General features: G+C 73.9%; 28 protein-coding genes. 14 read left to right on the top strand and 14 right to left on the bottom strand.

Features of this window, described 5'->3' with window-relative positions; genetic code table 11:
* Positions 1 to 5: 5 nt before the first annotated feature.
* Both BMY61_RS24330 and BMY61_RS24325 read right to left on the bottom strand, forming a co-directional pair.
* On the bottom strand, positions 6 to 413 hold the full coding sequence (locus tag BMY61_RS24330; RefSeq protein ID WP_042444207.1) for a hypothetical protein: 408 nt from the start codon (positions 411 to 413) through the stop codon (positions 6 to 8).
* Complete coding sequence (locus BMY61_RS24325; RefSeq protein WP_042444205.1) at positions 410 to 2,407, bottom strand: heavy metal translocating P-type ATPase; 1,998 nt, start codon at positions 2,405 to 2,407, stop codon at positions 410 to 412. The genes BMY61_RS24330 and BMY61_RS24325 overlap by 4 nt, the downstream gene beginning before the upstream one ends.
* Positions 2,408 to 2,504: 97 nt before the next feature.
* Between BMY61_RS24325 and BMY61_RS24320 the strand changes: the two genes are divergently transcribed.
* The gene (locus tag BMY61_RS24320) at positions 2,505 to 2,891 is read left to right on the top strand and encodes an ArsR/SmtB family transcription factor (RefSeq protein WP_042444203.1); all 387 of its coding nucleotides are present in this window, start codon (positions 2,505 to 2,507) and stop codon (positions 2,889 to 2,891) included.
* Between the two features lie 163 nt (positions 2,892 to 3,054).
* Positions 3,055 to 5,052 carry a glycoside hydrolase family 9 protein gene (locus tag BMY61_RS24315; protein ID WP_042444202.1) on the top strand — a complete coding sequence of 666 codons (1,998 nt, stop codon included), beginning with the start codon at positions 3,055 to 3,057 and terminating at the stop codon, positions 5,050 to 5,052.
* 72 nt (positions 5,053 to 5,124) lie between these two features.
* Here BMY61_RS24315 and BMY61_RS24310 read toward each other — a convergent pair whose 3' ends face one another.
* Positions 5,125 to 7,410 carry a putative bifunctional diguanylate cyclase/phosphodiesterase gene (locus BMY61_RS24310; RefSeq protein WP_052438456.1) on the bottom strand — a complete coding sequence of 762 codons (2,286 nt, stop codon included), beginning with the start codon at positions 7,408 to 7,410 and terminating at the stop codon, positions 5,125 to 5,127.
* Positions 7,407 to 8,231, bottom strand: a complete 825-nt coding sequence (locus tag BMY61_RS24305) for an SAM-dependent methyltransferase (RefSeq protein WP_042444200.1) — start codon at positions 8,229 to 8,231, stop codon at positions 7,407 to 7,409. Before BMY61_RS24305 ends, BMY61_RS24310 begins: the two co-directional genes overlap by 4 nt.
* Positions 8,232 to 8,402: 171 nt before the next feature.
* Here BMY61_RS24305 and BMY61_RS24300 point away from each other — a divergent pair, with 171 nt between their 5' ends.
* From BMY61_RS24300 to BMY61_RS24280, 5 genes are all read left to right on the top strand, one after another.
* A complete protein-coding gene (locus tag BMY61_RS24300; RefSeq protein WP_042444198.1) occupies positions 8,403 to 10,223 on the top strand; it encodes a glycoside hydrolase family 15 protein in 1,821 nt (606 codons plus the stop codon).
* A gap of 145 nt (positions 10,224 to 10,368) precedes the next feature.
* Positions 10,369 to 10,560, top strand: a complete 192-nt coding sequence (locus BMY61_RS24295; RefSeq protein WP_042444197.1) for a hypothetical protein — start codon at positions 10,369 to 10,371, stop codon at positions 10,558 to 10,560.
* Positions 10,561 to 10,607: 47 nt separating this feature from the next.
* The gene (locus BMY61_RS24290) at positions 10,608 to 11,498 is read left to right on the top strand and encodes a helix-turn-helix domain-containing protein (protein ID WP_052438455.1); all 891 of its coding nucleotides are present in this window, start codon (positions 10,608 to 10,610) and stop codon (positions 11,496 to 11,498) included.
* Positions 11,499 to 11,546: 48 nt separating this feature from the next.
* Entirely contained in the window at positions 11,547 to 11,993 is a 447-nt protein-coding gene (locus BMY61_RS24285; RefSeq protein ID WP_042444195.1) for a hypothetical protein, read from the top strand.
* Between the two features lie 72 nt (positions 11,994 to 12,065).
* Complete coding sequence (locus tag BMY61_RS24280; protein WP_042444406.1) at positions 12,066 to 12,629, top strand: GNAT family N-acetyltransferase; 564 nt, start codon at positions 12,066 to 12,068, stop codon at positions 12,627 to 12,629.
* 45 nt (positions 12,630 to 12,674) lie between these two features.
* Here the strand turns inward: BMY61_RS24280 and BMY61_RS24275 are convergent, their stop codons facing one another.
* The 6 genes from BMY61_RS24275 to BMY61_RS24250 form a co-directional block, all read right to left on the bottom strand.
* The gene (locus BMY61_RS24275; protein WP_143094495.1) at positions 12,675 to 13,304 is read right to left on the bottom strand and encodes a TetR/AcrR family transcriptional regulator; all 630 of its coding nucleotides are present in this window, start codon (positions 13,302 to 13,304) and stop codon (positions 12,675 to 12,677) included.
* A 130-nt stretch (positions 13,305 to 13,434) separates the two neighbouring features.
* Complete coding sequence (locus BMY61_RS24270; RefSeq protein ID WP_042444191.1) at positions 13,435 to 13,932, bottom strand: Rieske (2Fe-2S) protein; 498 nt, start codon at positions 13,930 to 13,932, stop codon at positions 13,435 to 13,437.
* Between the two features lie 94 nt (positions 13,933 to 14,026).
* On the bottom strand, positions 14,027 to 14,818 hold the full coding sequence (locus BMY61_RS24265; protein WP_042444189.1) for an inositol monophosphatase family protein: 792 nt from the start codon (positions 14,816 to 14,818) through the stop codon (positions 14,027 to 14,029).
* 5 nt (positions 14,819 to 14,823) lie between these two features.
* Complete coding sequence (locus BMY61_RS24260; protein ID WP_042444187.1) at positions 14,824 to 15,486, bottom strand: GNAT family N-acetyltransferase; 663 nt, start codon at positions 15,484 to 15,486, stop codon at positions 14,824 to 14,826.
* Positions 15,487 to 15,586: 100 nt separating this feature from the next.
* Entirely contained in the window at positions 15,587 to 16,516 is a 930-nt protein-coding gene (locus tag BMY61_RS24255) for an acyl-CoA thioesterase (protein ID WP_082014830.1), read from the bottom strand.
* 80 nt (positions 16,517 to 16,596) lie between these two features.
* The gene (locus BMY61_RS24250; protein WP_042444185.1) at positions 16,597 to 17,073 is read right to left on the bottom strand and encodes a pyridoxamine 5'-phosphate oxidase family protein; all 477 of its coding nucleotides are present in this window, start codon (positions 17,071 to 17,073) and stop codon (positions 16,597 to 16,599) included.
* 88 nt (positions 17,074 to 17,161) lie between these two features.
* Here BMY61_RS24250 and BMY61_RS24245 point away from each other — a divergent pair, with 88 nt between their 5' ends.
* Positions 17,162 to 17,974 carry an enoyl-CoA hydratase/isomerase family protein gene (locus tag BMY61_RS24245; protein WP_082014829.1) on the top strand — a complete coding sequence of 271 codons (813 nt, stop codon included), beginning with the start codon at positions 17,162 to 17,164 and terminating at the stop codon, positions 17,972 to 17,974.
* A gap of 7 nt (positions 17,975 to 17,981) precedes the next feature.
* Here BMY61_RS24245 and BMY61_RS24240 read toward each other — a convergent pair whose 3' ends face one another.
* Positions 17,982 to 18,491, bottom strand: a complete 510-nt coding sequence (locus BMY61_RS24240) for a protein-tyrosine phosphatase family protein (RefSeq protein ID WP_042444183.1) — start codon at positions 18,489 to 18,491, stop codon at positions 17,982 to 17,984.
* Between the two features lie 98 nt (positions 18,492 to 18,589).
* Between BMY61_RS24240 and BMY61_RS24235 the strand changes: the two genes are divergently transcribed.
* Positions 18,590 to 19,354 (top strand): class I SAM-dependent methyltransferase, encoded by a 765-nt coding sequence (locus tag BMY61_RS24235; protein ID WP_042444181.1) that lies wholly within the window; start codon positions 18,590 to 18,592, stop codon positions 19,352 to 19,354.
* 24 nt (positions 19,355 to 19,378) lie between these two features.
* Here BMY61_RS24235 and BMY61_RS24225 read toward each other — a convergent pair whose 3' ends face one another.
* The 3 genes from BMY61_RS24225 to BMY61_RS24215 form a co-directional block, all read right to left on the bottom strand.
* Positions 19,379 to 20,560 carry an MBL fold metallo-hydrolase gene (locus BMY61_RS24225; RefSeq protein WP_052438452.1) on the bottom strand — a complete coding sequence of 394 codons (1,182 nt, stop codon included), beginning with the start codon at positions 20,558 to 20,560 and terminating at the stop codon, positions 19,379 to 19,381.
* 274 nt (positions 20,561 to 20,834) lie between these two features.
* The gene (locus BMY61_RS24220) at positions 20,835 to 21,287 is read right to left on the bottom strand and encodes a MaoC family dehydratase (RefSeq protein WP_042444179.1); all 453 of its coding nucleotides are present in this window, start codon (positions 21,285 to 21,287) and stop codon (positions 20,835 to 20,837) included.
* Between the two features lie 48 nt (positions 21,288 to 21,335).
* Positions 21,336 to 21,668: a pyridoxamine 5'-phosphate oxidase family protein gene (locus BMY61_RS24215; RefSeq protein WP_042444177.1), complete on the bottom strand. Its 333-nt coding sequence runs from the start codon at positions 21,666 to 21,668 to the stop codon at positions 21,336 to 21,338.
* Positions 21,669 to 22,000: 332 nt separating this feature from the next.
* Here BMY61_RS24215 and BMY61_RS24210 point away from each other — a divergent pair, with 332 nt between their 5' ends.
* The 5 genes from BMY61_RS24210 to BMY61_RS46425 all read left to right on the top strand — a co-directional run.
* Positions 22,001 to 22,774, top strand: coding sequence for a hypothetical protein (locus BMY61_RS24210; RefSeq protein ID WP_042444175.1), 774 nt, complete (start codon positions 22,001 to 22,003; stop codon positions 22,772 to 22,774).
* A gap of 139 nt (positions 22,775 to 22,913) precedes the next feature.
* Positions 22,914 to 23,552 (top strand): hypothetical protein, encoded by a 639-nt coding sequence (locus BMY61_RS24205; protein WP_143094494.1) that lies wholly within the window; start codon positions 22,914 to 22,916, stop codon positions 23,550 to 23,552.
* Positions 23,546 to 24,499: a hypothetical protein gene (locus BMY61_RS46430; protein ID WP_042444171.1), complete on the top strand. Its 954-nt coding sequence runs from the start codon at positions 23,546 to 23,548 to the stop codon at positions 24,497 to 24,499. The genes BMY61_RS24205 and BMY61_RS46430 overlap by 7 nt, the downstream gene beginning before the upstream one ends.
* An 86-nt stretch (positions 24,500 to 24,585) precedes the next feature.
* Entirely contained in the window at positions 24,586 to 25,299 is a 714-nt protein-coding gene (locus BMY61_RS24195; RefSeq protein WP_042444169.1) for an SAF domain-containing protein, read from the top strand.
* Positions 25,299 to 26,511 (top strand): CpaE-like family protein (locus BMY61_RS46425; protein ID WP_075004040.1); only part of this gene is annotated, 1,213 nt, incomplete at its 3' end. The genes BMY61_RS24195 and BMY61_RS46425, both read left to right, overlap by 1 nt.

Raw genomic sequence — 26,511 nt, 5'->3', positions numbered from 1 at the left:
GGACCTCAGTCCTCGACGCCCTGACGCACCCGCCGTGAGGGCTGGAAGGCGTAGAGGTCGAGGATGTCGGGCGGGTCCGCCAGACCGGGGCCGCCGGATCGGGTCCAGGCGGCGATGTCGACGTTGGCGTCGCGGTCGTTGACCAGGCCGAGCCAGACCGGGCGGCCGCCCGCGCGGCGACCCTCGGGCGACGGTTGGACCACGACGACGTTGGCCTGCTCGCAGGCGTCCAGGCAGTCCACCACCCGCACGGCGGCGCTGTCGGCCAGCGCGGTGCGCAGCTCGGCGAGTTGGGCGGCGTGGTCCAGGCGGGGGATCTTCGGTGTGCCGCAGCAGCAGCCTCGGCACACGGTCACCGTGGGGCGGCCCGCCCCCGCCGGGGCGGGCTTGTTCGCGCGGCTGCGGCGGCTCATGCGGCGGCCGTCCCGGCGCCCGCGCGGCGCCAGGCGGCGTCGCGCAGCAGGCGCAGACCGTTGAGGCCGACGATGACGGTGGAGCCCTCGTGGCCGAGGACGCCGAGGGGCAGCGGCAGGTGACCGACCAGGTCCCAGACCACCAGGCCGGTGATGAAGACCGAGGCGATGACCAGGTTCTGCACCACGAGCCGGCGCGCCCGCCGGGACAGGGCGATCACCGTGGGGACGGTGGCGAGTTCGTCGCGGACGACGACCGCGTCGGCGGTCTCCAGGGCGAGGTCGGAGCCGGCGCGGCCCATGGCGACGCCGACGTGGGCGGCGGCGAGCGCCGGGGCGTCGTTGACGCCGTCGCCGATCACCATGGTGCGCCGCCCGGCCCGCTCCAGCTCGGTGACGGCGGTGACCTTGTCCTGGGGCAGCAGCCCGGCGCGCACGTCCTCGACGCCGACCTCCGCCGCGAGGCGGGCCGCGGCACGGAGGTTGTCGCCGGTGACCAGGATCGGGGTGCGGCCGGTGAGCCGGCCGAGCGCGGCGACCGTCGCCGCCGCGTCGGGGCGCAGGCGGTCGGCGATGCCCAGCACGCCCACGGGGATGCCCTCGCGCTGGACGAGGACGGCGGTACGGCCTCCGTCCTCCAACCCGGAGGCGAGCCCGGCGGCCAGGGCGGCCGCGTCGGTCGACGCTGAGCCGACCGCGTCGACGAGCAGGCGCGCGGGGGCGCCGACCGCCACGGTCGCCCCGTTCACGAGGGCGGTGACGCCGACACCGGGGGCGGAGGTGAAGTCCTGCGCCGGGCTCAGCGCCAGGCCGCGGGTGCGGGCGGCGTCGACGACCGCGCGGGCGAGCGGGTGCTCGCTGGGGTGCTCGGCTGCGGCGGCGAGCGCCAGCAGCGCGTCCTCGGTGAGGCCGGAGCCGGGCAGCGGACGGACGTCGGTGACCCGCGGCGTGCCCTCGGTCAGCGTGCCGGTCTTGTCCAGGGCGACGGCCTGCGTCTGGCCCAACTGCTCCATGACCACAGCCGACTTGACCAGCACCCCGTGACGTCCGGCGGTGGCGATCGCGGACAGCAGCGGCGGCATGGTGGCCAGGACCACCGCGCACGGGGAAGCGACGATCATGAACGTCATGGCCCGCAGCAGGGACCCGGACAGGGCCGCCCCGAAGGCGAGCGGGATCGCGAAGACGAGCAGTGTCGCGGTGACCATCCCGACGCTGTAGCGCTGCTCCACCTTCTCGATGAACAGCTGGGTGGGAGCCTTGGTCTCGGACGCCTCCTCCACCATGGCGACGATGCGGGCGATGACGGAGTCCGTGGCGTCGCGCTCGACCTTGACGCGCAGCGCGCCGGTGCCGTTGAGGGTTCCGGCGAAGACCTCGTCGCCCGCCTGCTTGGCAACGGGCAAAGGCTCGCCGGTGATGGTGGCCTGGTCGACCTCGCTCGCGCCGTCCAGCACGCGGCCGTCGGCGCCGACGCGCTCGCCGGGGCGGACCAGGACGGTGTCGCCGACTGCGAGGGCCTCGGTCGCCACGGTCTCCTCGGTGCCGTCGTCGCGCAGCCGGGTCGCGGTGGTGGGCGCGAGGTCGAGCAGGCCCCGCACGGAGTCGGCGGTGCGGGCGGTGGCCAGGGCTTCCAGCGCGCCGGAGGTGGCGAAGATGACGATCAGCAGCGCGCCGTCCAGGACCTGCCCGATCGCGGCGGCGCCGAGTGCGGCGACGATCATCAGCAGGTCGACGTCGAGCGTCCTCTCCCTGAGCGCTGTCAGTCCGGCCCAGCCCGGCTCCCAGCCGCCGGCCGCGTAGCAGAGCGCGTAGAGCGGGCCCCAGACCCAGGCGGTGACACCGGCGAGCTGCAGCGGTAGCGCGATCGCGAACAGCACCAGCGCGGCGAGCGCCCAGCGAGCCTCGGCCAGCGCCAGTACGCGCGTCCTGCGGCGCGGCGCTACGTGAGGCGCGGCGGCCACGGCAGGACGTTCAAGAAGCGTGGTCGACATCAGAGGCGTTTCTTTCATGGGCGGGGCGGGTGGCTGCTCGCCCTACTATACGGGAACATGTGAATGCCTCTTCACGCATGCCCCGTATGATGGCCGCATGGGCCATGGGATGAACCGCAGCACCACTGCACGCGAGCGCCTCGACGCGGTCGGCGCCAACGCCGTCGCGACCACGCTGCAGGCCCTGGCCACGCCCTCGCGACTGCTGATCCTGGCCCGCCTCCAGGAGGGCCCGTGCGCGGCCACCGAGCTCGCCGACGCCGTCGGCATGGAACGCTCCGCCTGCTCCCACCAGCTCCGCCTGCTGCGCAACCTCGGCCTGGTCGACACCGAGCGCCACGGTCGCTCGATCGTCTACTCCCTCTACGACGACCACGTGGCCGACCTGCTCGACCAGGCCATCGGCCACGTCGAGCATCTCCGCAACCCCCGTATCGACGTCGAGGCCGACGGTGGCGAGGAGTTGGAAGTCGTCCGCGCCTGAGGGGCCACTGCGCGTCCGGCGCGCAGGTTCCTGACCTGGCGTCAGCATGCTTGCGACAACTGCCGTTCCTCGGAGTATTGACGACCCCACGGGTGGTGGATACGGTTCCGGCCATTCGGTTAGGAAACTTTACTATCCACTGGTCCTCTCCCCAGGAGCCACCATGGGAACACGACCGCGACGCGGTCCGCTCGCCGCGTCAGCCGCCGGTGCCGGCCTCCTCCTCGCGCTGGTCGGGCCCGTCACGGCGGCCCACGCCGCCACGGCCGCGCAGCTGCGCACCGACCAGGTCGGGTACCTGCCGACCGACACGAAGATCGCCTACCTGATGACCGGCGCCGCCGTGTCCGGCGAGACCTACCAGGTGGTGAACGCGGCCGGTACGACGGTCGCGTCCGGCATCGTCAGCACCACCAGCCGCGGGTCGTGGAACTCGGCCTACCCCGACGTCTATCCGATCGACTTCTCCTCGGTCACCACCACCGGCACCTACCACCTCACCGTCGGCGGCGCGGTCGGCGCCACCTCCGACACCTTCGAGGTGGAGTCCGCCTCCGCGCTCTACGGCCCCCTGGTGACGGGCGGTGTGACGTTCTTCCGGAACCAGCGCGACGGCGCGCACGTGATCGCGGGGGCGCTGGGGCGCAAGCCCTCGCACCTGAACGACGCGAGCGCGACGGTCTACCGGACGCCCACGTTCGTCCCGAACAGCGACGGCGGCACCGGCGACCAGATCAGCGGCAACCTGGTGCCGATCCCCGGTGCGGCCAAGGTCGACGCCGAGGGCGGCTGGTTCGACGCCGGCGACTACCTCAAGTTCACCTTCACCACCGCCTACGCCGACGACCTGCTGTACTCCTCCGCCCTGGCGCTCGGCGCGCACGCGCCCTCCTCGCTGAGGGCCGAGGCCGCCTACGGCAACGCCTGGCTCAACCGGATGTGGAATCCGTCCACCCGGACGCTCTACCTCCAGGTCGGCATCGGGGCCGGGAACGAGACCACGTACTACGGCGACCACGACCTGTGGCGGCTGCCGCAGGCCGACGACTCCGACACCGCCTCCACCGACTACTACGCCGCCGCGCACCGCCCGGTGTTCGAGGCCGCTGCCCCGGGTGCCAAGATCGACCCGGACGTCGTGGGCCGCGTGGCCGCCGCCTTCGCCCTCGCCGCCCGGTACGACGCGTCGACCGGCGACACGGTCGGCGCGAAGGCCGAACTGAACGACGCCACCTCGCTCTACGCGACGGCGAACACCAGCCCCGGGAGCTCCCTGGAGTCCGCCCTGCCCTCGGCTTACTACCCCGAGTCCATCTGGCACGACGCCATGGAACTGGGCGCGACCGAGATCGCCCGTGCCCAGCAGGCCATCGGTGACCCCGGCTCCACCTACCTGCCCTACCTGACCAAGGCCGCCGCCTGGGCCTCCGACTACATCGTCGGCGACTCGGGCCACGACACGCTCAACCTCTACGACGTCAGCGCCCTCGCGCACGCCGACCTCCTCGCGGCCCTCGCCGCCGCGGGCAACCCGTCCGGACTGGCCGTCAGCAAGGCCACGCTGGTGGCCGATCTGAAGGCCCAGGTCGCCACCGCGGCCAAGGCCTCCGCCGCCGACGTCTTCCGTGAGGGCGGGGACGACACCAACTTCGACGTCGACTCGCACACCTTCGGCTTCATCTCCACCGAGGCCCTCTACCAGCGGGCCACCGGGGACACCGAGTACGCGGCCTTCGCGGGCGAGCAGCGCGACTGGCTGCTCGGCGGCAACGCGTGGGGTACCAGCTTCGTGGTCGGCGCGGGCACGACCTTCCCCGACTGCATGGGCTCGCAGATCCCCAACCTGCTCGGGTCCACCACCGGCGCCGCTCCGATCGACACCGGCGCGGTCGTCAACGGCCCCAACGGGTCCGGCAACTTCACCGGCGGCCTCGGGTCGCTGCAGAGCGGCATGAAGTCCTGTGAGAAGGACGGCTACACCAAGTTCACCGGCCACGGCAGCGAGTACGTCGACGACGTCCGGTCCTGGCAGTCCAGCGAGCCCGCGCTCGACATGTCCGGCAGCGCGGTGCTGGCCGCGGCCCTGCAGGAGGCCGTCGCCGGCGGCAGCGGTCCGGTGCAGTGCCACGGCGGGGCCGACCGGAGGTGGTCCTTGTCGTGAGGGCCTGACGGCCGGGCCCCAGGTCCGTCCGCCGGGCCCCTTTCCCGGGGCCTCTCCCCAGGGCCTCGGGGGTCAGGTCCCGGGGCGGCCGGGCGGGCGGTCCTCGGCGGACCTGCCGCCCGCGCGTCGGTCGGGGGCACCGCCCGAGCGCCGGTCGGGGCCCCTGGCGGGCGTTCTGCCCGCGACGTGTGGTGGCACGGAGACGAGGGGCGGGGTGCTGAGCATCAGCGCCTCCAGGCTCGCCGCGGCGGCCGGGCGGCCGAAGTACCAGCCCTGGCCCCAGTCGCAGCCCATGGTGAGCAGCCGCTCCGCGATCTCCGCCGTCTCCACGCCCTCCGCCGTCAGTGTCAGGCCGAGGCTTCGGGAGAGCGAGGCCAGGCCGCCGACGATGCGCCAGCCGATCTCCTCGTCGGCGTTCGGGTCGGGGCTGGGGTCGATGATGAAGGAGCTGGAGAGCTTCAGGCCCGACAGCGGCAGGTCGCGCAGGTAGGCGAGGTTGGACCAGCCGGTGCCGAAGTCGTCGACGGCGAGGGTCACGCCCTTGTCCACCAGGGCGTTCAGCACGCGCAGTGACTCGTCCCGCGGGCCGAGCGCGGTGCCCTCGGTGATCTCCAGCTGGAGCAGGCCCGGGTCCAGGCCGGTGTCGGCCAGGATCCGGCCGACGTCGGAGATCAGACCCTTGCTGCGGGCCTGCCGGGCGGTGATGTTGACGTTCACCTGCGGCGCCCGGTCGCCGTACCGGCGCTGCCAGTCCGCGGCCTGGGCGCACGCCTGGCGCAGGATCCACCGGCCGAGCGGCAGGATCAACCCGGTCTCCTCGGCGGCCGGGACGAACTCGTCCGGCCGCAGCACGCCCAGCAGCGGGTGCCGCCAGCGCACCAGCGCTTCGACGGCGGTCATGGTGCCGTCGGCCAGCGAGCACAGCGGCTGGTACTCGAGGAAGAACTCACCGCGCTCCAGGGCCACGGGCATCCGCACCGAGACCGTGTAGCGGCTGACCGCCTCGGCGTTGGTCCGCGCGTCGTACAGGGTCCAGCGGGCACCGCCGGCCTCCTTGGCGCGGTAGAGGGTCAGGTCCGCGGCGCGGACGGCCGCACCCGGCGTGATGGTGCCGACGGCCCGCTCCAGTACGCCGATGCTGGCCCCGATGGCCAGCTGGTGGCCGTCGATGAGGATCGGCTCGCGCAGGGCGCTCAGCACCGCGCGGGCGGCGGCCACCGCGTCGTGCTCGCCCTCGCAGTGCTCCAGCAGCACCACGAACTCGTCCCCGCCGAGCCGGGCGACCAGGTGCCCGAGCGGCGCCAGTGCGGTTGCGAGCCGCCCGGCGACCTCCACGAGCAGCTGGTCCCCGGTGGCGTGTCCGAGCGAGTCGTTGACGATCTTGAAGCGGTCCAGGTCGATGTAGCACAGGCCGAAGTGCGCGCCCGGTGCGGCCGTCGCGAAGAGCTTCTCCAGTCGCTCGAAGAAGGCCGCGCGGTTGGGCAGACCGGTGAGCGGGTCGTGGGTGGCCTGGTGGTGCAGCCGCTCCTGCAGACGGTAGCGGTCGGTGATGTCCTCCAGCATCGCCACCTGGTAGCGCGGAGTGCCGTCCTCGTCGCGGATCAGCGAGACGGTCAGGTGGGTCCAGACGACCTCGCCGTCCTGCCGGTAGTACGGCTTGTCGCACTGGAAACTCTCCCGCCGGCCCGCGATCAGGTCCTCGTACGCCTGCCAGACCTCCGGGGTGTCCTCCGGGTGGACCAGATCGGTGACGGACCGGCCGCGCAGGGCCTCCATGGTGGCGCCGAACATCTCCAGCAGCGAACGGTTCGCGGCCAGGATCTCGCCCTCGACGCTGCCCACGCCGATGCCGACGGCGGCGTGCTCGAACAGGGCCCGGAACCGCGCCTCGGACGCGTGCAGCGCCTGTTCCGCCTCGCGCCGGGCCACGTCGGCGGCGGTGCGGATCGCCTCCTGCTGCCGCAGCGTCCGCTCCCGCAGCGCGATGGCCCAGGCGGCGGCGAAGGCACCCGCGGGATCGCCCTCCTGGGCGGGCGCGTTCCGCAGCAGCTCGACCGCGCCGATCAGTAGGTCCGGGTCGGTGAAGTGCGCCGCGACCAGCGCGGACGCGGCGGCGCCGGGCCGCCCCTGACAGATCAGCGCGGCGGTGCGTGTGCTGAGCGCCTCCACCTTGGCGGGGTGGAGCGGCGTGCCGTGCCGCCCGAGCAGGGCGCTCCAACGCTCCCGGAAGTCGGACTCCGGCGCCGTGCAGGGGTTGTCGCGCGCGTCCGGGGCGACCGGGGCGTCCGGGGCGGTGCCACCGGACGCCGCGTGGTCCGGGTCCGGGTCCGGTTCCGAGGCCGGATCGCGGGAGGTCATGGCAGCAGCCCCACGCCGACCAGGCCCGGGAGGCGTTCGGGGTGCGGACCGACCGAGTCGGGGCGATCAGGGCGCCACTGGGTCAGGTAGACCAGTCCCGGATCGACCAGGGTGAAGCCGTCGAAGAAGCGCGCGATCTGGTCGTGGTCGCGCATGGTCAGCGGCGTGCGGGTGCGGGCGTAGATGTCCTGGTGCGGGCCCACCTGGTCGGGGCGGCCCTCGACGCAGGCGTGGCACAGGGCCAGCGCGCTGCCGGGCGGCAGCGCCTCGCGCAGGCGGGCGACCAGGTCGTGCGGGTGCAGCCGGTCGGGTACGAAGTGCAGCACCGCGATCAACAGCAGGGCCACCGGCTCCGCGGCGTCCAGCAGGGCCACGACGTCGGGGTGGGCCAGGAGCTCCTCCGGCTCGGTCAGGTCGGCCTGGACGATGTTGCTGAGGGGGTCCTCGGCCAGCATCATCTGGCTGTGCGCGACGGCCACGGGGTCCCGGTCCACGTAGACCACCCGGGCCTGCGGTTGCAGCTCGCGGGCGACCTCGTGGACGGCGCCGAGGGTCGGGATCCCGGAGCCGATGTCGAGGAACCGGGTGAAGCCCTGCCCCGCCAGGTAGTGCACCGCGCGACGCAGGAAGGCACGGTTGGCGCGCATGATCGCGGGCAGGTCGGGCCACTGCTCCATGGCCTGCCGGGCCATCCTCCGGTCCGCCTCGAAGTTGTGGCTGCCGCCCAGGTAGTAGTCGTAGACGCGGGCGGCGTTCGGGGTTTCGAGGTCGACCCAGCTCGGAGACCAGGTCTGCCAGGTCTGCCAGGTGTGACGGGCCACAGTGCGCTCCTTCCCGGTGCGGAGCGGTGACGCTGGACGGCAACGGTGGCGGAGGTCCGAACCACGAGCCACCATATTATGACAAAAGCCGCAATAGCCGCAGGTGCGGCGGGATTTCGGTCGGGGCCGGAACCGCCGACAGACCACGGAAGGCCGACGGAAGGCCGGTGGATGGCGGGACGGATCGAGGACTACGCGCTCCTCGGCGACCTGGGCACAGCCGCCCTGGTCGGCGCGGACGGTTCCGTCGACTGGCTCTGCCTGCCGCGCTTCGACTCGCCCTCCTGCTTCGCGGCCCTGCTCGGCGAGGAACGCCACGGCCACTGGGCCCTGGCCCCCAGCGAGCCCGGCGTCGTTCCGGTCGGCCGGCGCTACCTCGGGGACACCCTCGTCCTGGAGACCCGCTGGCGCACCCGCGGCGGTGAGGCCCGGGTGCTGGACTTCATGCCACAGCGCCCGGCCGACGCCGGCCGGGAGCCGCCGCGTCTGGTCCGCCTGGTCGAGGGCACGAGCGGCCGGGTCGAGCTCTGCAGCCGGCTGCGCGTCCGGTTCCACTACGGGCGGGTCGTGCCCTGGGTGCGCCGTACCGGCCACCACCGGGTGGCCGTCGCCGGGCCCGACGCCGCCTGGCTGTCCGTGCCGTCCGGCGTGCACACCTACGGCGCGGGGGAGGGGACCGACGGCTGCACCCGCTCCGACTTCGCCGTCCGCGCCGGCGAGCGTGTCGCCTTCACCCTCACCTGGCAGCCCTCGCACCAGGACGGCGTCCACCGGTTCGACCCCGAGCAGAGCCTGCGGGAGTCGCTCGACGGCTGGGAGCGCTGGTCGGCCCGCTGCCGCTACCAGGGCCCCTGGCAGGCGCCCGTCCTGCGCTCGCTGCTGACCCTGAAGGCGCTCAGCTACGCCCCGACCGGCGGCATCGTCGCCGCCCCCACCACCTCGCTGCCGGAGTGGCTCGGCGGTCCGCGCAACTGGGACTACCGCTACTGCTGGCTGCGCGACGCCAGCCTCACCCTCGCCGCGCTGCTGCGCGGCGGACACCGCGAGGAGGCCGCCTCCTGGCGGCGCTGGCTGCTGCGCGCCATCGCCGGGGAACGCTCCGGCGTCCAGGCGCTGTACGGCGTCGCCGGGGAGCGTGCCCTGCCCGAGGCGGTCGCCGACTGGCTGCCCGGCTACGAGGGCTCGCGGCCGGTCCGGATCGGCAATGCCGCCGTCGGGCAGGTGCAGCTGGACGTGCACGGCGAGATCGCGGACATGCTGCACCGGGCGCTGGAGGCGGGCATCCCCATGGAACGGCAGGTCTGGAGCCTGTTCCGGTCCCAGATGGACGCCGTCGCCGCCCACTGGCGCGAGCCGGACGAGGGCCTGTGGGAGATGCGCGGTGGGCGGCGCCACTTCACCCACTCCAAGGTGATGTGCTGGGTCGCCGCCGACCGCGCCGTGCGGATGGCCGAGCACACCGGCCTGCCCGCCCCGCTTCCCGAGTGGCGCGCCCTGCGCGACGCCGTCCACGCCGACGTCTGCGCCCACGGCTACGACCCGGCGCGCGGCGTCTTCGTCCAGGCCTACGGGGAGGCCGGGCTCGATGCCGCCGCGCTGCTGCTCGCGCAGGCCGGCTTCCTGCCCGCCGACGACCCGCGCGTGGTGCGGACCGTCGACGCGATCCGCGAGGAACTGGATCTGGACGGCTTCGTCCGCCGTTACGACCCCGTGGCGACCCCCGACGGCCTACCGGGCCCCGAGGGCGCCTTCCTCGCCTGCAACTTCTGGCTCGCCGAGGCCCTCGCCCTGGGCGGCCGGACGGAGGAGGCCACCGAGGTCTTCGCCCGTACCGTCGCCGTCGGCGGCGAGCTCGGCCTGCTCAGCGAGCAGTGGGATCCGGTCGCACGGCGCCAGCTCGGGAACGCGCCGCAGGCGTTCACCCATGTCGCGCTCGTCAACGCCGCCTTCGCGCTGGACACTCCGCCGACATCTCCCCCGGTGGTGGGCTGAACGGTGGGTGAGGGGCGCCTGACGGGTGGTACGCGCCCTCGATGTCCTTGCACGCGCCTCACGGTGTGTCACGCTGCTTGCGCACTCTGTCACGAGAGTGCTAGCAATTGTCACTGAACGCACCTGCCAAGGGATTCCCCTGACCATGCGGCTCACCTTCCTCGGAACCACCTCCAACAACGGCAACTGCCCGACCCTGTACGCGACCGATCGGGGCACCCTGGTCGTCCAGGGCTACGCGGTCACCGATCCGCACGCGCGCGAGCAGTTGCGGCACCTGCTGCCGGGGGAGGATGCGGTCGAGATCCCGAGGGAGCTGCTGCACTTCTTGGGGTGACGCAGCCTGGGGTAGGCGGGCCGGGCTCGTTCGGGGAGGGCGACGCCATGACGGACTTTCAGCGCGAACGCGAGGCGCTGGGTGCCTGGTTGCACCGCTTGCGCCGGGACGCGGGCCTGAACGGCAAGGAGCTCGCGCAGCGGCTCGGCTGGGCGCCGTCCAAGGTCTCCAGGATCGAGCACGGCCGGCAGACCCCGACCGCCGCCGACCTGGAGGCCTGGGCGCAGGCCTGCGGCGAGCCGGACGCCGCCGCCGAGCTCAGCGCCCGGCTGCAGGCGCTGGACAGCCACTACGTCACCTGGCGCCGCTCGCTGCGAGCGGGGCACGCGCCGCGTCAGCGCGTCGGCATGGAGCTGGACCGGGCGACCACCGTGCTGCGGGTCTTCGAACCGGGCATGGTCCCCGGCCTGCTGCAGACCGCGGAGTACGCGCGGGCGCTGTTCACCGGGCTCGTCTCGCTCCAGGGCACTCCGGACGACGTGCCGCAGGCGGTCGAGGCCCGAATGGAGCGTCAGCGGGTGCTCTACCACGCCGGACACGAGTTCCACTTCGTGCTGACCGAGTCCGCCCTGCGGGCCCGGCTCTGCGCGGCGGACGCGCACCGCGGGCAGTTGGACCGCCTCCTCGCCGTGGGCTCGCTGCCGGGCGTCCGGCTCGGGCTCGTCCCCGACAGCGCGCCGCTGCCGCTGGCGCCGCTGCACTCGTTCTGGATCTTCGACGACCGGTTGGTGCAGGTGGAGACCTGGACGGCCGAGGTCAACGTCACCGAACCGGCCGAGATCGCGCTCTACCGCAAGGTCTTCGACCGCTATGTCGCGGTCGCCCGCTACGGCTCGGCGGCGCGCCACCTGCTCACTTCGGTAATGGCCGGGATCGCGCAGGCCGACGAGATGATTGATGCATCCGTGCCACCACAACTCGGGCGAGATTCGCAATAACGCGCAATCGGGATGCGTCCCCCGTGGGCTGGGCCCTACCCTCCTGCCATGGCGGACAGCTCACGGGCGATCGGCTGGCTGCTGCGCGCGGCGCCCGTCCCCGGCCTGACCCTGGCCGAATGGAACGGCCGCCCGGACGGCAGCGCCGAGCTCGCCGTGGGCATCGTCTGGGACGTGGTCCGCGCCGAGCTCGAGCTCGGCCTGGAGGCACTGGACCGCCTGCGCCTCGCCGGGGGCGCAGGCCCGGCCCTCTGCGCGGTCGCCGAGCGGCTCGTCTCCGTCCTGGTGCCGGTGGGCACCGCCGGCAGCTGGGCCCCGCCGATCCGCGGCGTGAGCGCGGCGGGTCGCGGACACCCGCTCCGGGTTCCCTTCCCGCGCGTCTCGCACGGCCCCTACCACTGGCTCATCCCACCGGACGGCAGCGGCTTCCTCACCGACCCGGTCCACCTCCACACCGCCCTGTGCCGCGCGGAACACGTCTTCGCGGCGCTGTGAGCGGCGCGGGGAGCAGCGCTGTCAAAACAAAGGGTGCGACCCGGGGCGTCGACCTCCGGCACAATGCCGGGCATGCACATACCCGATCGCCCCCTCGAGCCCGTCGAACTCGTCGCCCACGGCTACCTGCTGCGGCCTCCGTCGCCGCGCGAGGCCGAGGACGTGCTGGCGATGGCGCAGGAGGCCGAGATCCGGAAGTGGAACGCGCTGACCACCGTCACCGACGAGGCGACGGCCCTGGCCTGGTGCGAGCGCTGGTCGGACTGGAACGGGGGCACCGCGCCGCAGTGGTGCGTCTTCGACGCCGCGGGCGGCAGGCTGCTCGGGGCGATCTCACTGTTCGACATCGACACGGAGAACTCCGCCGCGGAGATCGGCTACCGGGTCGTCCCACGGGCCCGTCGACGAGGCGTCTGCACTGCGGCGCTGCGGGCGGTCGCCGACTGGGCGTTCGGCGAGCTCGGTCTGACGCGGCTCCAGCTCCTGCACGCGCTGGAGAACCCCGCGTCCTGCCGCGTCGCGGCGAAGGCCGGATTCCTGCTGGAGGGCACGCTGCGTTCGTCGTACCGGTACGGGGACGGCGAACTGCACGACGAGCACCTGCACGCGCGGCTGGTGAGCGACCGGGTCGACTGAGCCGCGTCCCCTCCGGGCTCCGTCGCTCCGGCGAGGCGCGTGCGCTCAGACCGCGACGGAGCCCGCCCCGTACGGGGCGAGGACCAAGCGGATGACCTCGTCGAGGCGGGCGAAGGCGTCGGCGATGGTGCTGCGGCCCGTCACCCACGCCACCAGCTCGCTCTGCCAGGCGGCGTCGATCAGGTGCGGCACCACCTCGCGCGCCGCAGGCGGCACGTCCGGCATCAGCGCCAGCAACGACGCGCGGCCCGTCGCCGCCATCGCGTCGACGACCTCGCTCGCGAACGGGTCGGTCGAGACGGAGACGGTGACCAGCAGGCGCGCCAGATTCGGCTGGCGCTGGAACGCCCGCATCCCGCGGCGCACGAACCGGACGACGCGCTCGCTGCCCCGCGCCACCGGGACGGAGCCGCGCAGCTCGGCCGCGAGGTCGTCCATCAGCTTGGCGCGCCAGTCCGAGGCGGCCGCCGCCAGCAGGTGGTCCTTGGAGGAGAAGTACCGGTACGTCGTCCCGAGGGCGACCCCAGAGCGCTCGCTGACCTGCTTCATCTGCAGGCGTTCCACGCCGGTCTCGGAGACCAGCGTGAGGGCTGCGTCGATCAGGTGCTTCCGGCGTTCCAACTGGCGGGGAGACATGGTCTCGACCGGCCTGGGGGACAGGTCTACCTTGGACACGCCGCCATGGTACCGGGAACCACGTTGCACGTGTATGACGCCTCGTCAGCGCGAACGTCCGGGTGCACCGGGTGGCGCGGCAGCGCCACCCGGCGGTGGAACGGGGTTCTCGTTCGGCGCGGCGGTCGCGTCAGGTGAGCGTGATCTCGCCGCCGCTGACCTTGAACGGCTCCGGCGCGAGCGGGCTCGGCGCCGGACCGGCGGCGACGGTGCCGTCCGTGATGTGGTACTGGCTGCCGTGGCACGGGCAGTTGATGGTGCCGCCGGAGACGCTGCCGACCGTGCAGCCCATGTGGGTGCAGACGGCGGTGAAGCACTTGAACGTCCCGGCCGTGGGCTGGGTGACGACGACCTTCTGCGAGGCGTAGACCTTGCCGCCACCCACCGGCACGTCCGAGGTCGGGCCGAGCACCGTCCCGGAGCCGCCGCCCTGGCTCGGAGTGGCGCCACCGCCGCCCGCGTCGGCGGTCTGCGGCGGTGCCGACGTCGCCGTGCCACCGCTGCTGCCGCTGGAACAGGCGGCGAGGACGGCCGCGGCCCCCACCGCGCCCGCGCCGGCGAGAACCGTGCGCCGGGTGGTGGTCTCGGTGCCGCCGTGGTCCCTGGGCTGGTCGGGGATCGCGGTCATGTGTGCTCCCGGTGTGGTGAGTGGGGCGCTGTCGCCAGGGATACGCTCCCGCCGCCCCTTCGGTTCAACCGCGCACCGGGTTTCGCTGCTGACGTCAGGCCAGCAGCGATCGGGTCCGCTCCCAGCAGGCGGGATCGGCCGCCGCCAGCAGGCCGGTGCGGTCGTCGCCGGGGAGGTAGGGGGAGCCGTCGAGGCGGCGGGCCGCGCCACCCGCCTCCTCCAGCAGCAGCGTGCCGGGCGCGTGGTCCCACGGCAGCGTCCGGTGGTACAGCACGAAGTCCCGCTCGCCCTCGACCACGCGCGGGTAGTCGACGCCGGCGCAGCTGGCGCCACGACCGACCGAGGCGAAGTGCGGGGCCGCCGCCGCGACGGCCTCGCGCCGGGCGTCGGAGAGGAATCGGGTCATCGCGTCGCCGCGCAGCGCGCCGGTCTCGGCGGGCGCGGGCTCGCGCCGCAGCCGGGTGCCGTCGCGCCAGGCGCCCGAGCCGCGCTCGGCGACGTAGGCGATGCCGGAGACGGGCCGCAGGATCCAGGCGGCCACCGACACCCCGTCACGGACCAGCGCCGCCATGACCGCGAACTCGGGCCGCCCGGCGATGAAGTTCCCGGTGCCGTCGACGGGGTCGACCACCCACGCGGCGGGCGCCTCGACGAGCGCACGCGGCAGCGACGGGTCGGCGGACGTGGCCTCCTCGCCGACGACCGGCACGTCCAGCAGCTCCCGAAGCCGACGGCTGATCAGCACCTCGGCCTCGCGGTCGGCGACGGTGACGACCTCACCGGGGGTCTTCTCGCTGACCTCGCCGGCCGCCAGCGCCCCGAAGCGGGGCAGGATCGCGGCCTCGGCGGCCTCGCGCAGGATCTCGGTGACGTCGTCGATCTTCATGACCGTCAGCGTAGGGCCTCCGGCCCGGACGCTGCGGCCCTGGCCACCGCCCTGGCCACGCGCGCCTCGAGTGCGGCGCGGCGCTCCGGCCACTCGGCGGCGATGATCGAGAAGATCGCCCCGTCGCGCAGCCCGCCCGCGTCCTCGGGTGCCCAGGAGGGGCCGGACCGCCGCAGCACGCCCTCGAACGTGGCGCCGACGGAGGCGATCGCGGCGCGGGAGCGCGCGTTGCGCGCGTCGGTCTTCAGGTCCACCCGGTCCACGCCCCACGCCTCGAAGGCGTGTCGGAACAGCAGCAGCTTGGCGTCGGCATTGATGCCGGTGCCCTGCGCCGACGCGGCCAGCCAGGTGAAGCCGACCTCGACGGCGAACAGCCGGAGCTCGGGGAGCCACTCCGTCCAGCGGGGCAGCCAGTAGGCCGTGCAGCCGACGGCGCGGCCGGTCGCGCGGGAGATCTGTGCGTAGGGTGCGAGCATGCCGGTGGCCCGGCGTCCGTGCTGCGCGTCGATGTACGCGCCGACCTCGTGCGCCTCGGGCACGTGGGTGAAGCCGTAGCTGTCGCGCTCCTGACTCGCGGCCTCGGCGAGATCCGCCGCGTGGCGGTGCTCCAGCGGTTCGAGCCGCACCAGCGATCCCTCCAGCACCGGCCCGTCCAAGCGCAGTTCCATCCGCCCGCCCCTTCGCACAGATCCGTCCCTGCGGGGACGCTAGCCGCGCGGGTCGGCCGGGGGCATCCGGTTATCCGGCCACTCGTACGCGGCTACGCGGCTACTCGGCCTTGGCGCGTCTCACGCGGATCAGGGCCTCCTGGACCACGGAGGCGACCAGGCGCCCGTCGCGCGTGTAGAACTCGCCCTGTGCGAGGCCGCGGCCGTCCGAGGAGGAGGGGCTGCGCTGGGCGAACAGCAGCCACTCGTCCGCGCGGAAGGGGCGGTGGAACCACATCGCGTGGTCCAGCGACGCCAGGCTGATCCGGGAGGGCTCGGTCCGCTCCGCGCGCGGGGCCTGGACGTGGAGCGCGGCGGTGGAGGCGAGGGTCAGGTCGGAGAGGTAGGCGAGCGCGCAGACGTGCATCAGCGGCTCGTCGTCCGGCAGCGGCTGCGCGGCCTTCAGCCAGACGAACTGTTGCGCCACGCCCGGGAGTTCGACGGGAAGGCCGGGCTGGTCGCGGGGGATGATGCGCATGTCGAGGGTGAGCCGACCGGTGGTGCCCCAGTAGTTCTCCGGTCCGCCGGCCGCCCATGCCGCGTACGGGTCCGGCAGGTCCTCCGGCGAGGGCAGCTCCGGGATCTCGCGCTGGCGGTCGGGGCTCTCCTCGGGGACCTTGAAGGAGGCGGAGAGGGTGAAGACGGCCTCGCCGCGCTGGATCGCGGTGACCCGGCGGGTGGTGTAGGAGCCGCCGTCGCGCAGCGCCTCGACCTCGTAGACCAGCGGGCGGCGCGGGTCGCCCGGGCGCATGAAGTAGCCGTGCAGCGAGTGGACCAGCCGTCCGGGGCTCACCGTGCGTCCCGCCGCGACCAGCGCCTGTGCGGCGACCTGCCCGCCGAAGGCGCGCAGCGGCGCGCCGGCGTGGCACCAGCCGCGGAAGAGCCCCTGGTCGATCTCGTCGAGTCGCAGCAGGTCGTCGAACCCGTTGATCTCGGTGGGGGAGGCCTCGGTGGGGGCGTCGTGGGGCTTGGGCGGTGTCGCGGCTGTCACCACCCCATCGTTTCAGACCGCAACTGCCTGATCGTTGTGATCTGCGCAACCTTGCCCAGGAGTCGTGCTCGCGGTGCCGGTCAGCGCCGGAACCGGCCGCCCAGCTTGCGGAAGTCCCAGGAGGTGAGCGTCTCCGGGGCGAGCCGCAGCCACGCGTGGCGGCCGTCGTGGAACATCTGCTCGCCGAAGCCGTACTTGACCGCGAAGACCTTCTCGACGAGTTCCAGGGCGGCCACCGGTTTCTGGCCGGTGCGCGGCGCCTCCCCGACGGGTTCGACCGAGCCGGTCAACTCCACCCCGCGCAGTTCCCCGTACTCCTCGCCGGAGTCGACGACGACCGCGACCCGCGGATCGGTCTGCAGCTCGGTCCAGCGGCGGCTGCGCACGATGGAGTACAGCCACAGCGCCGAGCCGTCCCAGGCGAACCAGAGCGGTGTCACGTGCGGCCGCCCGTCCCCGGAGACGGTCGCCACGCGGCAGACGCGCTGCTCGCCGAGGAACGCGTCGCGCTCCTCGGTGGTCATCATGATGCGGCGCCCGTGACGTTGTTCGCGCATGCCCTTCCCCCTCCCGCGCCGATGGCGGACGATGAGGCACTAGTAGAACGTGTTCTCATTCGTTGCACCAGAGGGCGGGAGGATCCGAGTGGGCCGCTTTGAGACCCTGGACTACGAGGCGGGCGAGGACGGCGTCGCCTGGGTGACGCTGGACCGGCCCGAGGTCCACAACGCCTTCGACGCCCGCATGCTCCGGGAGCTGCGCTCCCTCTGGCACGACCTGCGCGAGGACGACACCGTCCGCGTCGTCGTGCTGACCGGCGCGGGCGACCGCGCCTTCTGCACCGGCGTCGACCGCGGCGCCCTCGGCGACCCCGAGCTCCGGGTCGGCACGCGCGGGGGCACCCCGCTGCACTTCGACGACCCCGGCGACTGGATCAGCCCCAAGACGGCGGGCGACCTGTGGAAGCCCGTCATCGCCGCGGTCAACGGCATGGCCTGCGGCGGCGCGTTCTACCTGCTGGGCCAGGTGGAGTTCATCATCGCCGCCGACCATGCGACCTTCTTCGACCCGCACACGACCTACGGCATGGCCTCGGTCTTCGAGTCGATGGCGATGCTGCAGCGGATGCCGCTCGGCGAGGTCATGCGGATGCAGTTGCTCGGCAACCACGAACGCCTCAGCGCCCAGCGCGCCTACGAGATCGGCCTGGTCCAGGAGATCGTCCCCGCCTCCGAACTGCGCGACGCCGCCTCCCGCGTCGCCCGCGCGATCGCCTCCCAACCCCCACTCGCCGTCCAGGCCACGCTTCGCGCGGTCTGGTACGCCCAGGAGCTCGGCTACCGCCAGGCCCTCGACGTGGCCAAGACCCTCATCCAGGTCGGCAACGACCCGTCGGCCCTGGCCGAGGGCCAGGCGGCCTTCAGCTCCGGCGCCCGCACCCCCTGGCGCCTGCGGTGAGGTCGGCCTACGGGGGCTCGAGGTCGGTGAGGAGAACGGCGACGTCCAGCCCCGTCGTCAAGTAGTCGACGAAGGTGGCGTTGTGGAGGGCCCAGGGCGAGCGCCGCCGGCGGATGAGCTCGATCGCCGCGGCTGGGGCCAGCCCGGCCAGGAACAGGGTCTGGGCGACGACCAGCCCCGAGCGGTTGTAGCCGGAGTGGCAGCGGACCAGCACGGTCCGGTGGGCGCGCAACGCCTCATGGGTGGCGGCGGCGAGGTGTTGCACCGCCCGGAGCTGCTCGGCGGACAGGGGGCCGTCCGGCATCTCCGCCACCAGGTGGTCGACGTGCGGGGCCGGGCCGTGGCCCGCGCGGGCGAAGAGGCTGACGACGAGGTCGAACTCCTCGTTCACGACCGCCGCCCGGAGCTCGCCGGCCGGATCGGTCCAGACGTGGCCACCCATCCACAGGCCCGGTACCACCTCGTCCCAGGGCGACCGAGGGCCCTCGACGTCGCGATCCCTCTGCCGTGTCCGCATCCGACCCCCTCCTGCCCTCCCGGGTGTGCGAACGAGCCGGTGTGCAGGGGTGTTCCCGGCTGGTGACGGGCGATCATGGTGGGCGTACGCTGCGGCGCATGACGACGACGAAGTTCTCCTGGGAGACCGAGGCCGCCCGGTACGACGAGTCGCGCGGGGGTGAGGTGCGGGCGCAGGCCGCCGTCGAGGGGATCGAGGCGCTGTTGCCACAGGGCGTGGGGCTGCTCGCCGACGTCGGTGGGGGGACGGGGATCATCGGGCGGAGGTTGCGGCGGGAGGACCGGGAGGTCGTCGTCGTGGATCTGACGCAGGCGATGCTGCGGCTGGCCCACGACCGACTGCCCGGGCGGGCCGTGCGGGCGCGTGCGGAGCGGCTGCCGTTCCGGGACGGCGTCCTGGACGCGGTGACGAGTGTGTGGCTGCTGCACCTGCTGCCGGACTCGCGTCCGGTCGTCGCCGAGTTCGCGCGGGTGCTGCGGCCCGGCGGCACCGTCGTCTGCACCGTGGACAAGGACTCCGGCCACGACGTCGGCAGTGACATCGACGACGTGCTCGGCGACCTGCGGCCCCGCCGCGGCAACGCGGTGGGCGCGGCCGAGCAGGACGCCACCGAGCGGATCGTGGCGCACGGCGCCGAGTTCGGGTTGGAGCCGGTGGCGGAGGGGGCGTTCACCGCCCGTCTGCGCGGCACCACGCCCGCCTCCCTGGCGGACCTGATCCGCAACGACCGCTACCAGTTCTGGACCCGGCGGCTCACGCCCGAGGACAAGGCGCGCATCCTCGACGAGCTGGCCGCGCTCCCGGACCAGGACCGCAAGCGCGCCGACCCGACCTTCCGGCTGCTGGCGCTGCGGCGCCGCTGAGCGGCCGCCGAACCGTTGCCGGCCTCAGGCCGGCGCACCCACCGCGTCGTCCTCGTCCGGACGGTCGGGCTCCCCGGCCGTCGTGGCGGTGAGCTCCGACGGTACGGGGACCAGCGCCTGGGTGTCGCCGTCGACGTCCTCGTGCGCGCCGGGTGCCGCGATCACGCGCCACCAGGCGCGCTGCGGCAGCGGCTCGGCGGGTTCGAAGGGCTCGCCGGGGCGGGGCGTCGCGACGGGCACGTCATGGGCGAGCGCCGCCGCGAGGGTGCGCTCGATCGGCTCCTCCCACGGGTGCGGCGCGAGGTCGAAGGTGCACCAGTGGATCGGCACCAGCACCCCGCCGCCCAGGTCGAGGTGGGCCCGGACGCCCTCCTCGGGCGTCATGTGGACCTCCGGCCAGAAGCGGCTGTACGCGCCGATCTGGATCATCGCCGCGTCGAAGGGGCCGTGCTGGGCGCCGATCTCGGCGAAGCCGTGGAAGTAGCCGGTGTCGCCGCTGTGGAAGACCCGGTGCCCGCCGCCGGAGACGACCCAGGAGGCCCACAGCTGGTAGCGGCTGGTGCGCAGCCCCCGCGAGCAGTAGTGGCGGGCGGGGGCGGCGGTCAGCGTCAGCCCGGCGACCTGCGCGGACTCGTGCCAGTCGAGCTCGACGACCCGTTCCGGCGGCACGCCCCAGAACTCCAGGTGGGCGCCGACCCCCAGCGGCACGGCGAAGACGGCGCCGCAGGCGGCGAGCGCGCGCACGGCCGGCAGGTCCAGGTGGTCGTAGTGGTCGTGGGAGATGACCACCACGTCCACCGCGCCGAGCTCGGCGGGCGGGATCGGGTTGGGGTGCAGCCGTCGCGGGCCGAAGCCCGGGATCGGGGAGCAGCGCTCCCCGAAGACCGGGTCGAACAGGACCCGGCGGCCGTCGATCTCGGCGAGCACGCCGGCGTGGCCCAGCCAGGTGAGCCGCAGACCCGTCACGGCGGGCAGGGCGAGCTGCTCGGCGGTCAGCCGGTGCACGGGGACGGCGCCGGCGGGACGGCGGCGGTCGCGATGCTCGGTGAGACCGGCCTGCAGCGCCGCCCAGGTGGTTCCGGGCAGTATCCGGCGGGTGCGGACGGGGTTGCGGAAGGCGCCGTCGACGAACTGCGGCGAGCGGCGGATCCGCTCCAGTCGCTCGCCCGTCGGCTCGGCCGCGCAGCCGAACCCCTCCGGACGCACGCGGCCGAACCAGTCGGGCGACAGGGGGAGTGCGGGTGAGGTCGACGGCGAGGACGGATCCGCGGGGCGGGGAGAACCCTCGGGGCGGGCACGGCCGGGCACAGCACCTCCAGGAGACGCGGTGAACTGCGTGACGACACTGCGTGACGATCTTTCGCAGCCTACCCGCGCACCTCGCACCCCGCCGGTCAGCGACAACGCACGAAGCGCACGGTGACCGCCCCGGACGGGGGACGGTCACCGCGCGCGTGTCGGGCCGGTGTCGGCTTCCGCGTCAGGCGTAGAAGCGCGTGATGGTGTCGGCGACGCAGTGCGGCTTGCCGCCCTGCTCGCCGACGATCGTGTAGCGGACGACGACCTGCAGGCCGCCCGCGACCGGCTCGGCGGAGACCAGTTCGGCGGTCGCCCGGACGGACGAGCCGACCGGGACGGGCGCCGGGAAGCGCACCTTCTCCGAGCCGTAGTTCACGGCCATCCGGACGCCCTCGACGGCGTAGCACTCCTTGGCCAGCACCGGGATCAGCGACAGGGTCAGGTAGCCGTGCGCGATCGTGGTGCCGAACGGCCCGTCCTTCGCACGCTCCGGGTCGACGTGGATCCACTGGTGGTCGCCGGTCGCCTCGGCGAACAGGTCGACGCGGCGCTGGTCGACGAGGTGCCAGTCGCTGGTGCCGAGCTCGGTGCCGACGGCAGCGGCCAGGTCTTCAAGGGTGGCGAAGGTGGTCATGGTTCCGGAGCGTAGCCGCCGCCCCGCCCCTCCTGAATGTGGCGCAGCTCACGCCGCGCTGTCGGCCAGCACCCGTCCGCTGATCAGCTCCGGGTGCAGCCGGATCAGCGAACCGGCGGTGCCCGCCTCGGCCCGGCCGTGGACGAGGACGGAACGCCCGCTGAGCGTGCCCGGGTCGATCTCCTCGACCTGCAGGGCGACGACGGTCCCGTCGACCGACGCGGCCAGCCGTGAGCCGCGCGGCGCGGGGATGCGGATGGTGTCGCTGCCGCTGTCGTAGGCGAAGTGGACCGGCAGCACGTCCGGGATCGCGTGCCGGGTGAAGACGACCCTCCCGACGGAGTTGCGGGAGAGCAGGTCGACGCAGTCTTCATGGCGCATGGCTTCCTCCTCCGGTGTCTCCCCGTTCGTTGTCATGGGTCCAGCCTGGATCATGAAGGCGTGAACGGGTAGGGAAGTAGGTCCCGAGGGCGGGGGCGGTTCGGCTGCCGAGACAGCGGGTTTTCCCGCGCCGGGAGGGGGTACAGGGCCGGGGCGAGCAGGTGGGACGTGTGGTGCGGCCGTTTTCGCACGCGCGTCCGCCGCAGGCCGAGCGGACGGGCGCCGGGGGGACGGCGTCAGCAGGTCCGGACCGTGGCGGGACGTGGCTCGTCGAACATCGCTGGTGGAACGTGGCTGGTTGAACGTGGCTGGGGGAGCAGGTGGATCTCGGGGTGGAGCTGGTGCTCCTCGGCGCCGAGTGCCCGGGGGAGCGGTCCTTCGCGGGGTCGCTGGGCGCGGCGGCGGGCGCGCAGCGCTTCTGGCGCGCCGTGACGGGGACGCTGGTGGATGCGGGTCCGGGACGTTGCCGGGTCACCACCGTGCATCCGGAGACCGACGCCAACGCCGTCCTCGCGGCGCTGCAGCAGGCCGCCGCCCGGGAGGGTCGGCTGCTGCTGGTGTACCTGGCGGGTCAGCTCGTCTGGGACCAGCGGCGTCGGCGGCCGGTCGTGGTGGTGGCGGGCAGCCTGCGGGACAGCGCGGCGCGGCGCGGGCTCCCCTGCGACTGGGTGACCAGCGCGATGGCGCACGGCGCGGCCGCGGAGTCGCTGCTGGTGCTGGACCTGGCTGCGGAGCCCGAGGCCTGGCAGGAGTGGCCGCGCTGGGAGGAGACGCTCCCGGCCGCCGTCCCCGTCTGGGGGCGAGTGGCGCGTTACGAGCCCTCGCGCCGGGGCCGCAACGCGCCCCCGGCCTGTGCCGGCGCGCTGGCGGAGGCCCTGGGCGGGCTCCTGGAGACGGGCCTGCCGGGCGCTCCCGCCGTCCTGGACCCGGGCGTCCTCCATCCGGCGCTCGCCGCGTCGGAGCCGGAGCCCACGCCGGGCGCGCGCCCGGACGTGCACTGGGCCGGTCCACCGGTCGGCAGTCGGCTGCTGCTGCGCAACCGGGCGGCGCTTCGCGGCCTGCTCGGAGGCGGTGTGCGGCGCGGATTCGTCCCTCCTGGGTATTGACTTTGGCATATTCCTGCGTTCGGCATTGACGTGAGCATTACGTTGGGGAGAATTTCAGCCACAAGCCGGGACAGCGGGCCGTGCGAGGCATATGGTGCTGAACACCGTCAACTGGGGAATCGACGGCAAGGGGGGAGCCATGCGGCGCCTGGGACCATCGTTCCTGAACCACCCTTTACGTGACACCACGCGTTCCGTCGTGGTGCGCGGGCTGGTCGGAGCGGCCCTTCTCGCCACCCTCGGCGCGCTGTTGACGGCCTGTGGGAACGGTGGCAGCGCCCAGACCCTCGACGGCGCATCGGCGTCCCCCTACAGTCCGCCGCCGCCGGGCCTGAGTTCGGCCAAGGCCGTCGACGGCCCCGTCGCCGTCGTGGTGCTCCGCGTCTACCAGGGCTACTGGGCAGCGCAGATACGCGCCATGGCCACCGGCCGTGCGGACGGCAGCGACCTGTCCACCTACGCCACCGGCGCGGCGCTGAGCGAGAGTTACGCCGACGTGGTGCGACTCGTCTCCGGTGGTCTGCGGATGGCCGGCGCCCCCCGCATCCGGCCGGTGGTCACCGCCGTCGGATCGCTGCCCGGCGCGCGCGGCGAGAGTCAGGCCACCCTTCAGGACTGCCTCGACGTGTCCGACTGGCACCAGGTCACGGCCGACGGCAAGGGGATCAGCGAACCCGACCACCGACTCCTGCGCTACTCGCTCGTGGTGACGGCCCGGACCGTCGAGGGAGCTTGGATGATCAGCCAGGTCACCCGCGAGACGGGCCGGACATGTTGACGCGGGCGCGCGGCTGGGCCCGCGCCTGGACACGCACCGGGGCCACGCTCGCGCTGGTGCTGGGCGGCCTCGTCGTGGGCTCCGGCGGCACCGCGCAGGCGGGAGTCGGCCCCTGCGACAACCTCTACGTGTGCGTCACCGTCGGCGCCGGCGGCTCCCCGCCGGGCGGCGGCGGAGGAGGAGGCGGGGGCGGGGGAGGAGGCGGCAGCATCGCCTGCTCCTACAACGGCGTGCCGATGGCCTGTTACATCCCCGGCATCGGCTGGCTCTCCTCCCAGGACGGCTGCTACTACGAGCCGATGCAGCCGCAGCCGCCCGCCGGCGATCCGCTGTGGCAGGGACACCGGCCCGGTGACGGCGCCGTCTACGTCCGCACCTGCGCGCTCACCCTGGGCGGCGGCACGGTGAGCGTGTGGCTCGCCGCTCCGCCACCGCTGCCACCTCACATGACGCCCGGCGAGGTGGCCGCGTGGGCGGCCGCGAAGATCCCCCGCAACTATCCGACGATCGCCAGTGCGCCGGCCGGTAAGCGTCCCGGTCATCCCGACCAGCCCGGCCTGGTCAACCTGCCCGTCATGCTCTGGCTCGGACGCACCAACAACGACTTCCACCACTCCTGGATCCCCCAGAACCAGAGGGCCTGGGCCCAGGCCAGCATTCCCGGGCTCACCGTCACCGCGTACCTGTGGTCCCCGCAGGTGATCTGGGACACCGGCGACGGCATCGTCAAGTGCCCCAACCCCGGCACCGTGTACCACGGGTCCCTGGTGAAGGCCTGCACGACGTCCTACGCCCGCGCGAGCAACTCCTACGTCGTGACAGCGCTCGTCAGTTGGCACGTCCACTGGGTCGCCAGCACCGGCGAGACGGGCGACTTCAACCTCGACGACCTGCCGAGCAGCAACTTCCTCAACCTGCAGATCAAGGAGATCCAGGTCCTCAACTGACCGCTCCAGCGCACCACCGCACCGCGTAGAGCCCCGGCACAACCCCGGAACAGCCCCGAACGGATCAAGGAAAGAGGCGAACCACGGTGGAAGCCCCCGCGTCGCCGACGCTCACGGCCGGACAGCGCCCGGCCACCGCACCCGCGCGCGCCCCACAACGCCGCAGGCGCCGCCCGGCCGTGCTCGCCCTCGGCGTCGCCCTGGTGGCCGCAGGCGGACTGGGCGGCGCGGCGCTCTACCTGACGACAGGTCAGCGCGTCCCCGTGCTCGCCCTCGCCCATGACGTTCCCGCCGGATCGGCCATCACCGCCGACGACCTGACGGTGGTGCAGATCTCCCTCGACCCAGCCCTCCACCCGCTCAACGCCGACAGCCACGTCCTCGACATGCGCGCCACCACCGACCTCAAGGCCGGCCAGATGCTCACCGCCGCCGACCTCACCAACGACCCGCTGGTGCTGGCGGGTCAGGCGGTGCTCGGCGTCTCGGCCAAGCCCGAGCAGCTGCCCGCCACCGGGGTCCAGGCCGGCGCCTGGGTGTCTCTCGTCTACACGCCCTCCGCCACGGGCAACGGCGGCAGCGCGGACAGCCTCCCGAGCGGCGGCGCGACCGGCGCGGCGACGACGCTGCAGTCCACCGTCGTGCGCGTCGTCTCCGTCGGCGACGTCTCGCAGAGCGACGGGACGACCGTCGTGGACGTCGCCGTGCCGCAGGCGCAGGTCAACGCCGTCGCCGACCTGGTTGCGAGCGGCAAGTTCGCCGTGCTGCTCGCGCCTCCGGGCACGAACGGGGGCGGCTGATGACGGTTGTCGCGATCACCGGCGGCCCCGGCGCGCCCGGCGCGACCAGCGCGGCCCTCGCGCTGCTGCTGAGCTGGCCGCTGACGGAGCGTCGCCGGGTCCTGCTCGTCGAGGCCGACCCGGACGGCGGCGCGGTGCTGGCCGGTGCCCTGCAGGGCGAGGTCCACGCCAACAAGGGCCTGCGCCACCTGGCCCTGTCCGACCGGCGCGGTCGGTTGCTGGAGGAGATGTGGGACCAGTGCATCGACCTGTCCCCCCGGGGCACCGGTGACCGTCTGCTCCTCCCCGGGCTGAGCGATCCCGCACAGGCCACCGCGCTCGTCTACACCTGGGAGCCGCTGGCCGAGGCCTGCCAGGCCCTCGACGGCTACGGCTGCGACGTCATCGTCGACCTCGGCCGCTCCGGTGGCCACGGCCCCTCCGCGGTGCTGGCGCGACGCGCCGACGCGGTCCTGGCCGTCGTCCGTACGACGCTGCGCGGGCTCAGCACCGCGCGCCCGCGCGTCACCGCGCTGGCCGCCGAGCTGACCGCGGCCGGCGCGGGCGACGCGCTGGCCCTGCTGCTGGTCCGCGAGGGCCCCTACGCCGCGGCGGAGATCTCCCGCACGCTCGGCGTGCCCGTGGTCGGCATCCTCCCGTTCGCCCCCAAGGACGCCCGCGTCCTCTCCGACGGCGGCGGCCGCACCACCGACCGCCGCTTCCAACGCTCCGAGCTGATGCGCGCCGCGCGCTCCACCGGTGACGAACTCCGCGCCCTCACCGCCCGCCGCCGTCTCGTCCCCCGCACGGCCCCGAGCCCGGCCGCGACGGCTGCGGACGCCGGACCGCAGCTCTACTCCCCGCCGGTCCCGCCCTCGGACCCGGCGCCGCCCCACGGCTACGCCCCGTCGGCCCCGGCTCGGGCTCCGCAACCGGCAGCGCCGGCTGCGACCCAGGACAGCCGGGATCACACCTACACCCCGCCCGCACCTGCCGCCTTCGGCGCGCCGTCGCCGCTCCCGCTCCGCGCCGTCCCGCAGCCCGGCGCGCCGACACCTGCCGCGCCGCTCCCGCCGGCCGCCGACGCCACCCGCCTCGGCTACCGCGAGGCCCAGTCCCCGCCCGCGTTCGACCCGGCGCCTGGCGCGGGCCCCGCGTGGCCTCACCACGACCCGGTCACAGCGCCGCACCCGGCTGCCTCGGCGCAGCCGTTGCGTGTCGCGCCTCCGTCGG

It is taken from the genome of Streptacidiphilus jiangxiensis, from assembly GCF_900109465.1.
GTDB lineage: Bacteria > Actinomycetota > Actinomycetes > Streptomycetales > Streptomycetaceae > Streptacidiphilus > Streptacidiphilus jiangxiensis.
This window is presented reverse-complemented; position numbering and strand designations above follow the sequence as displayed.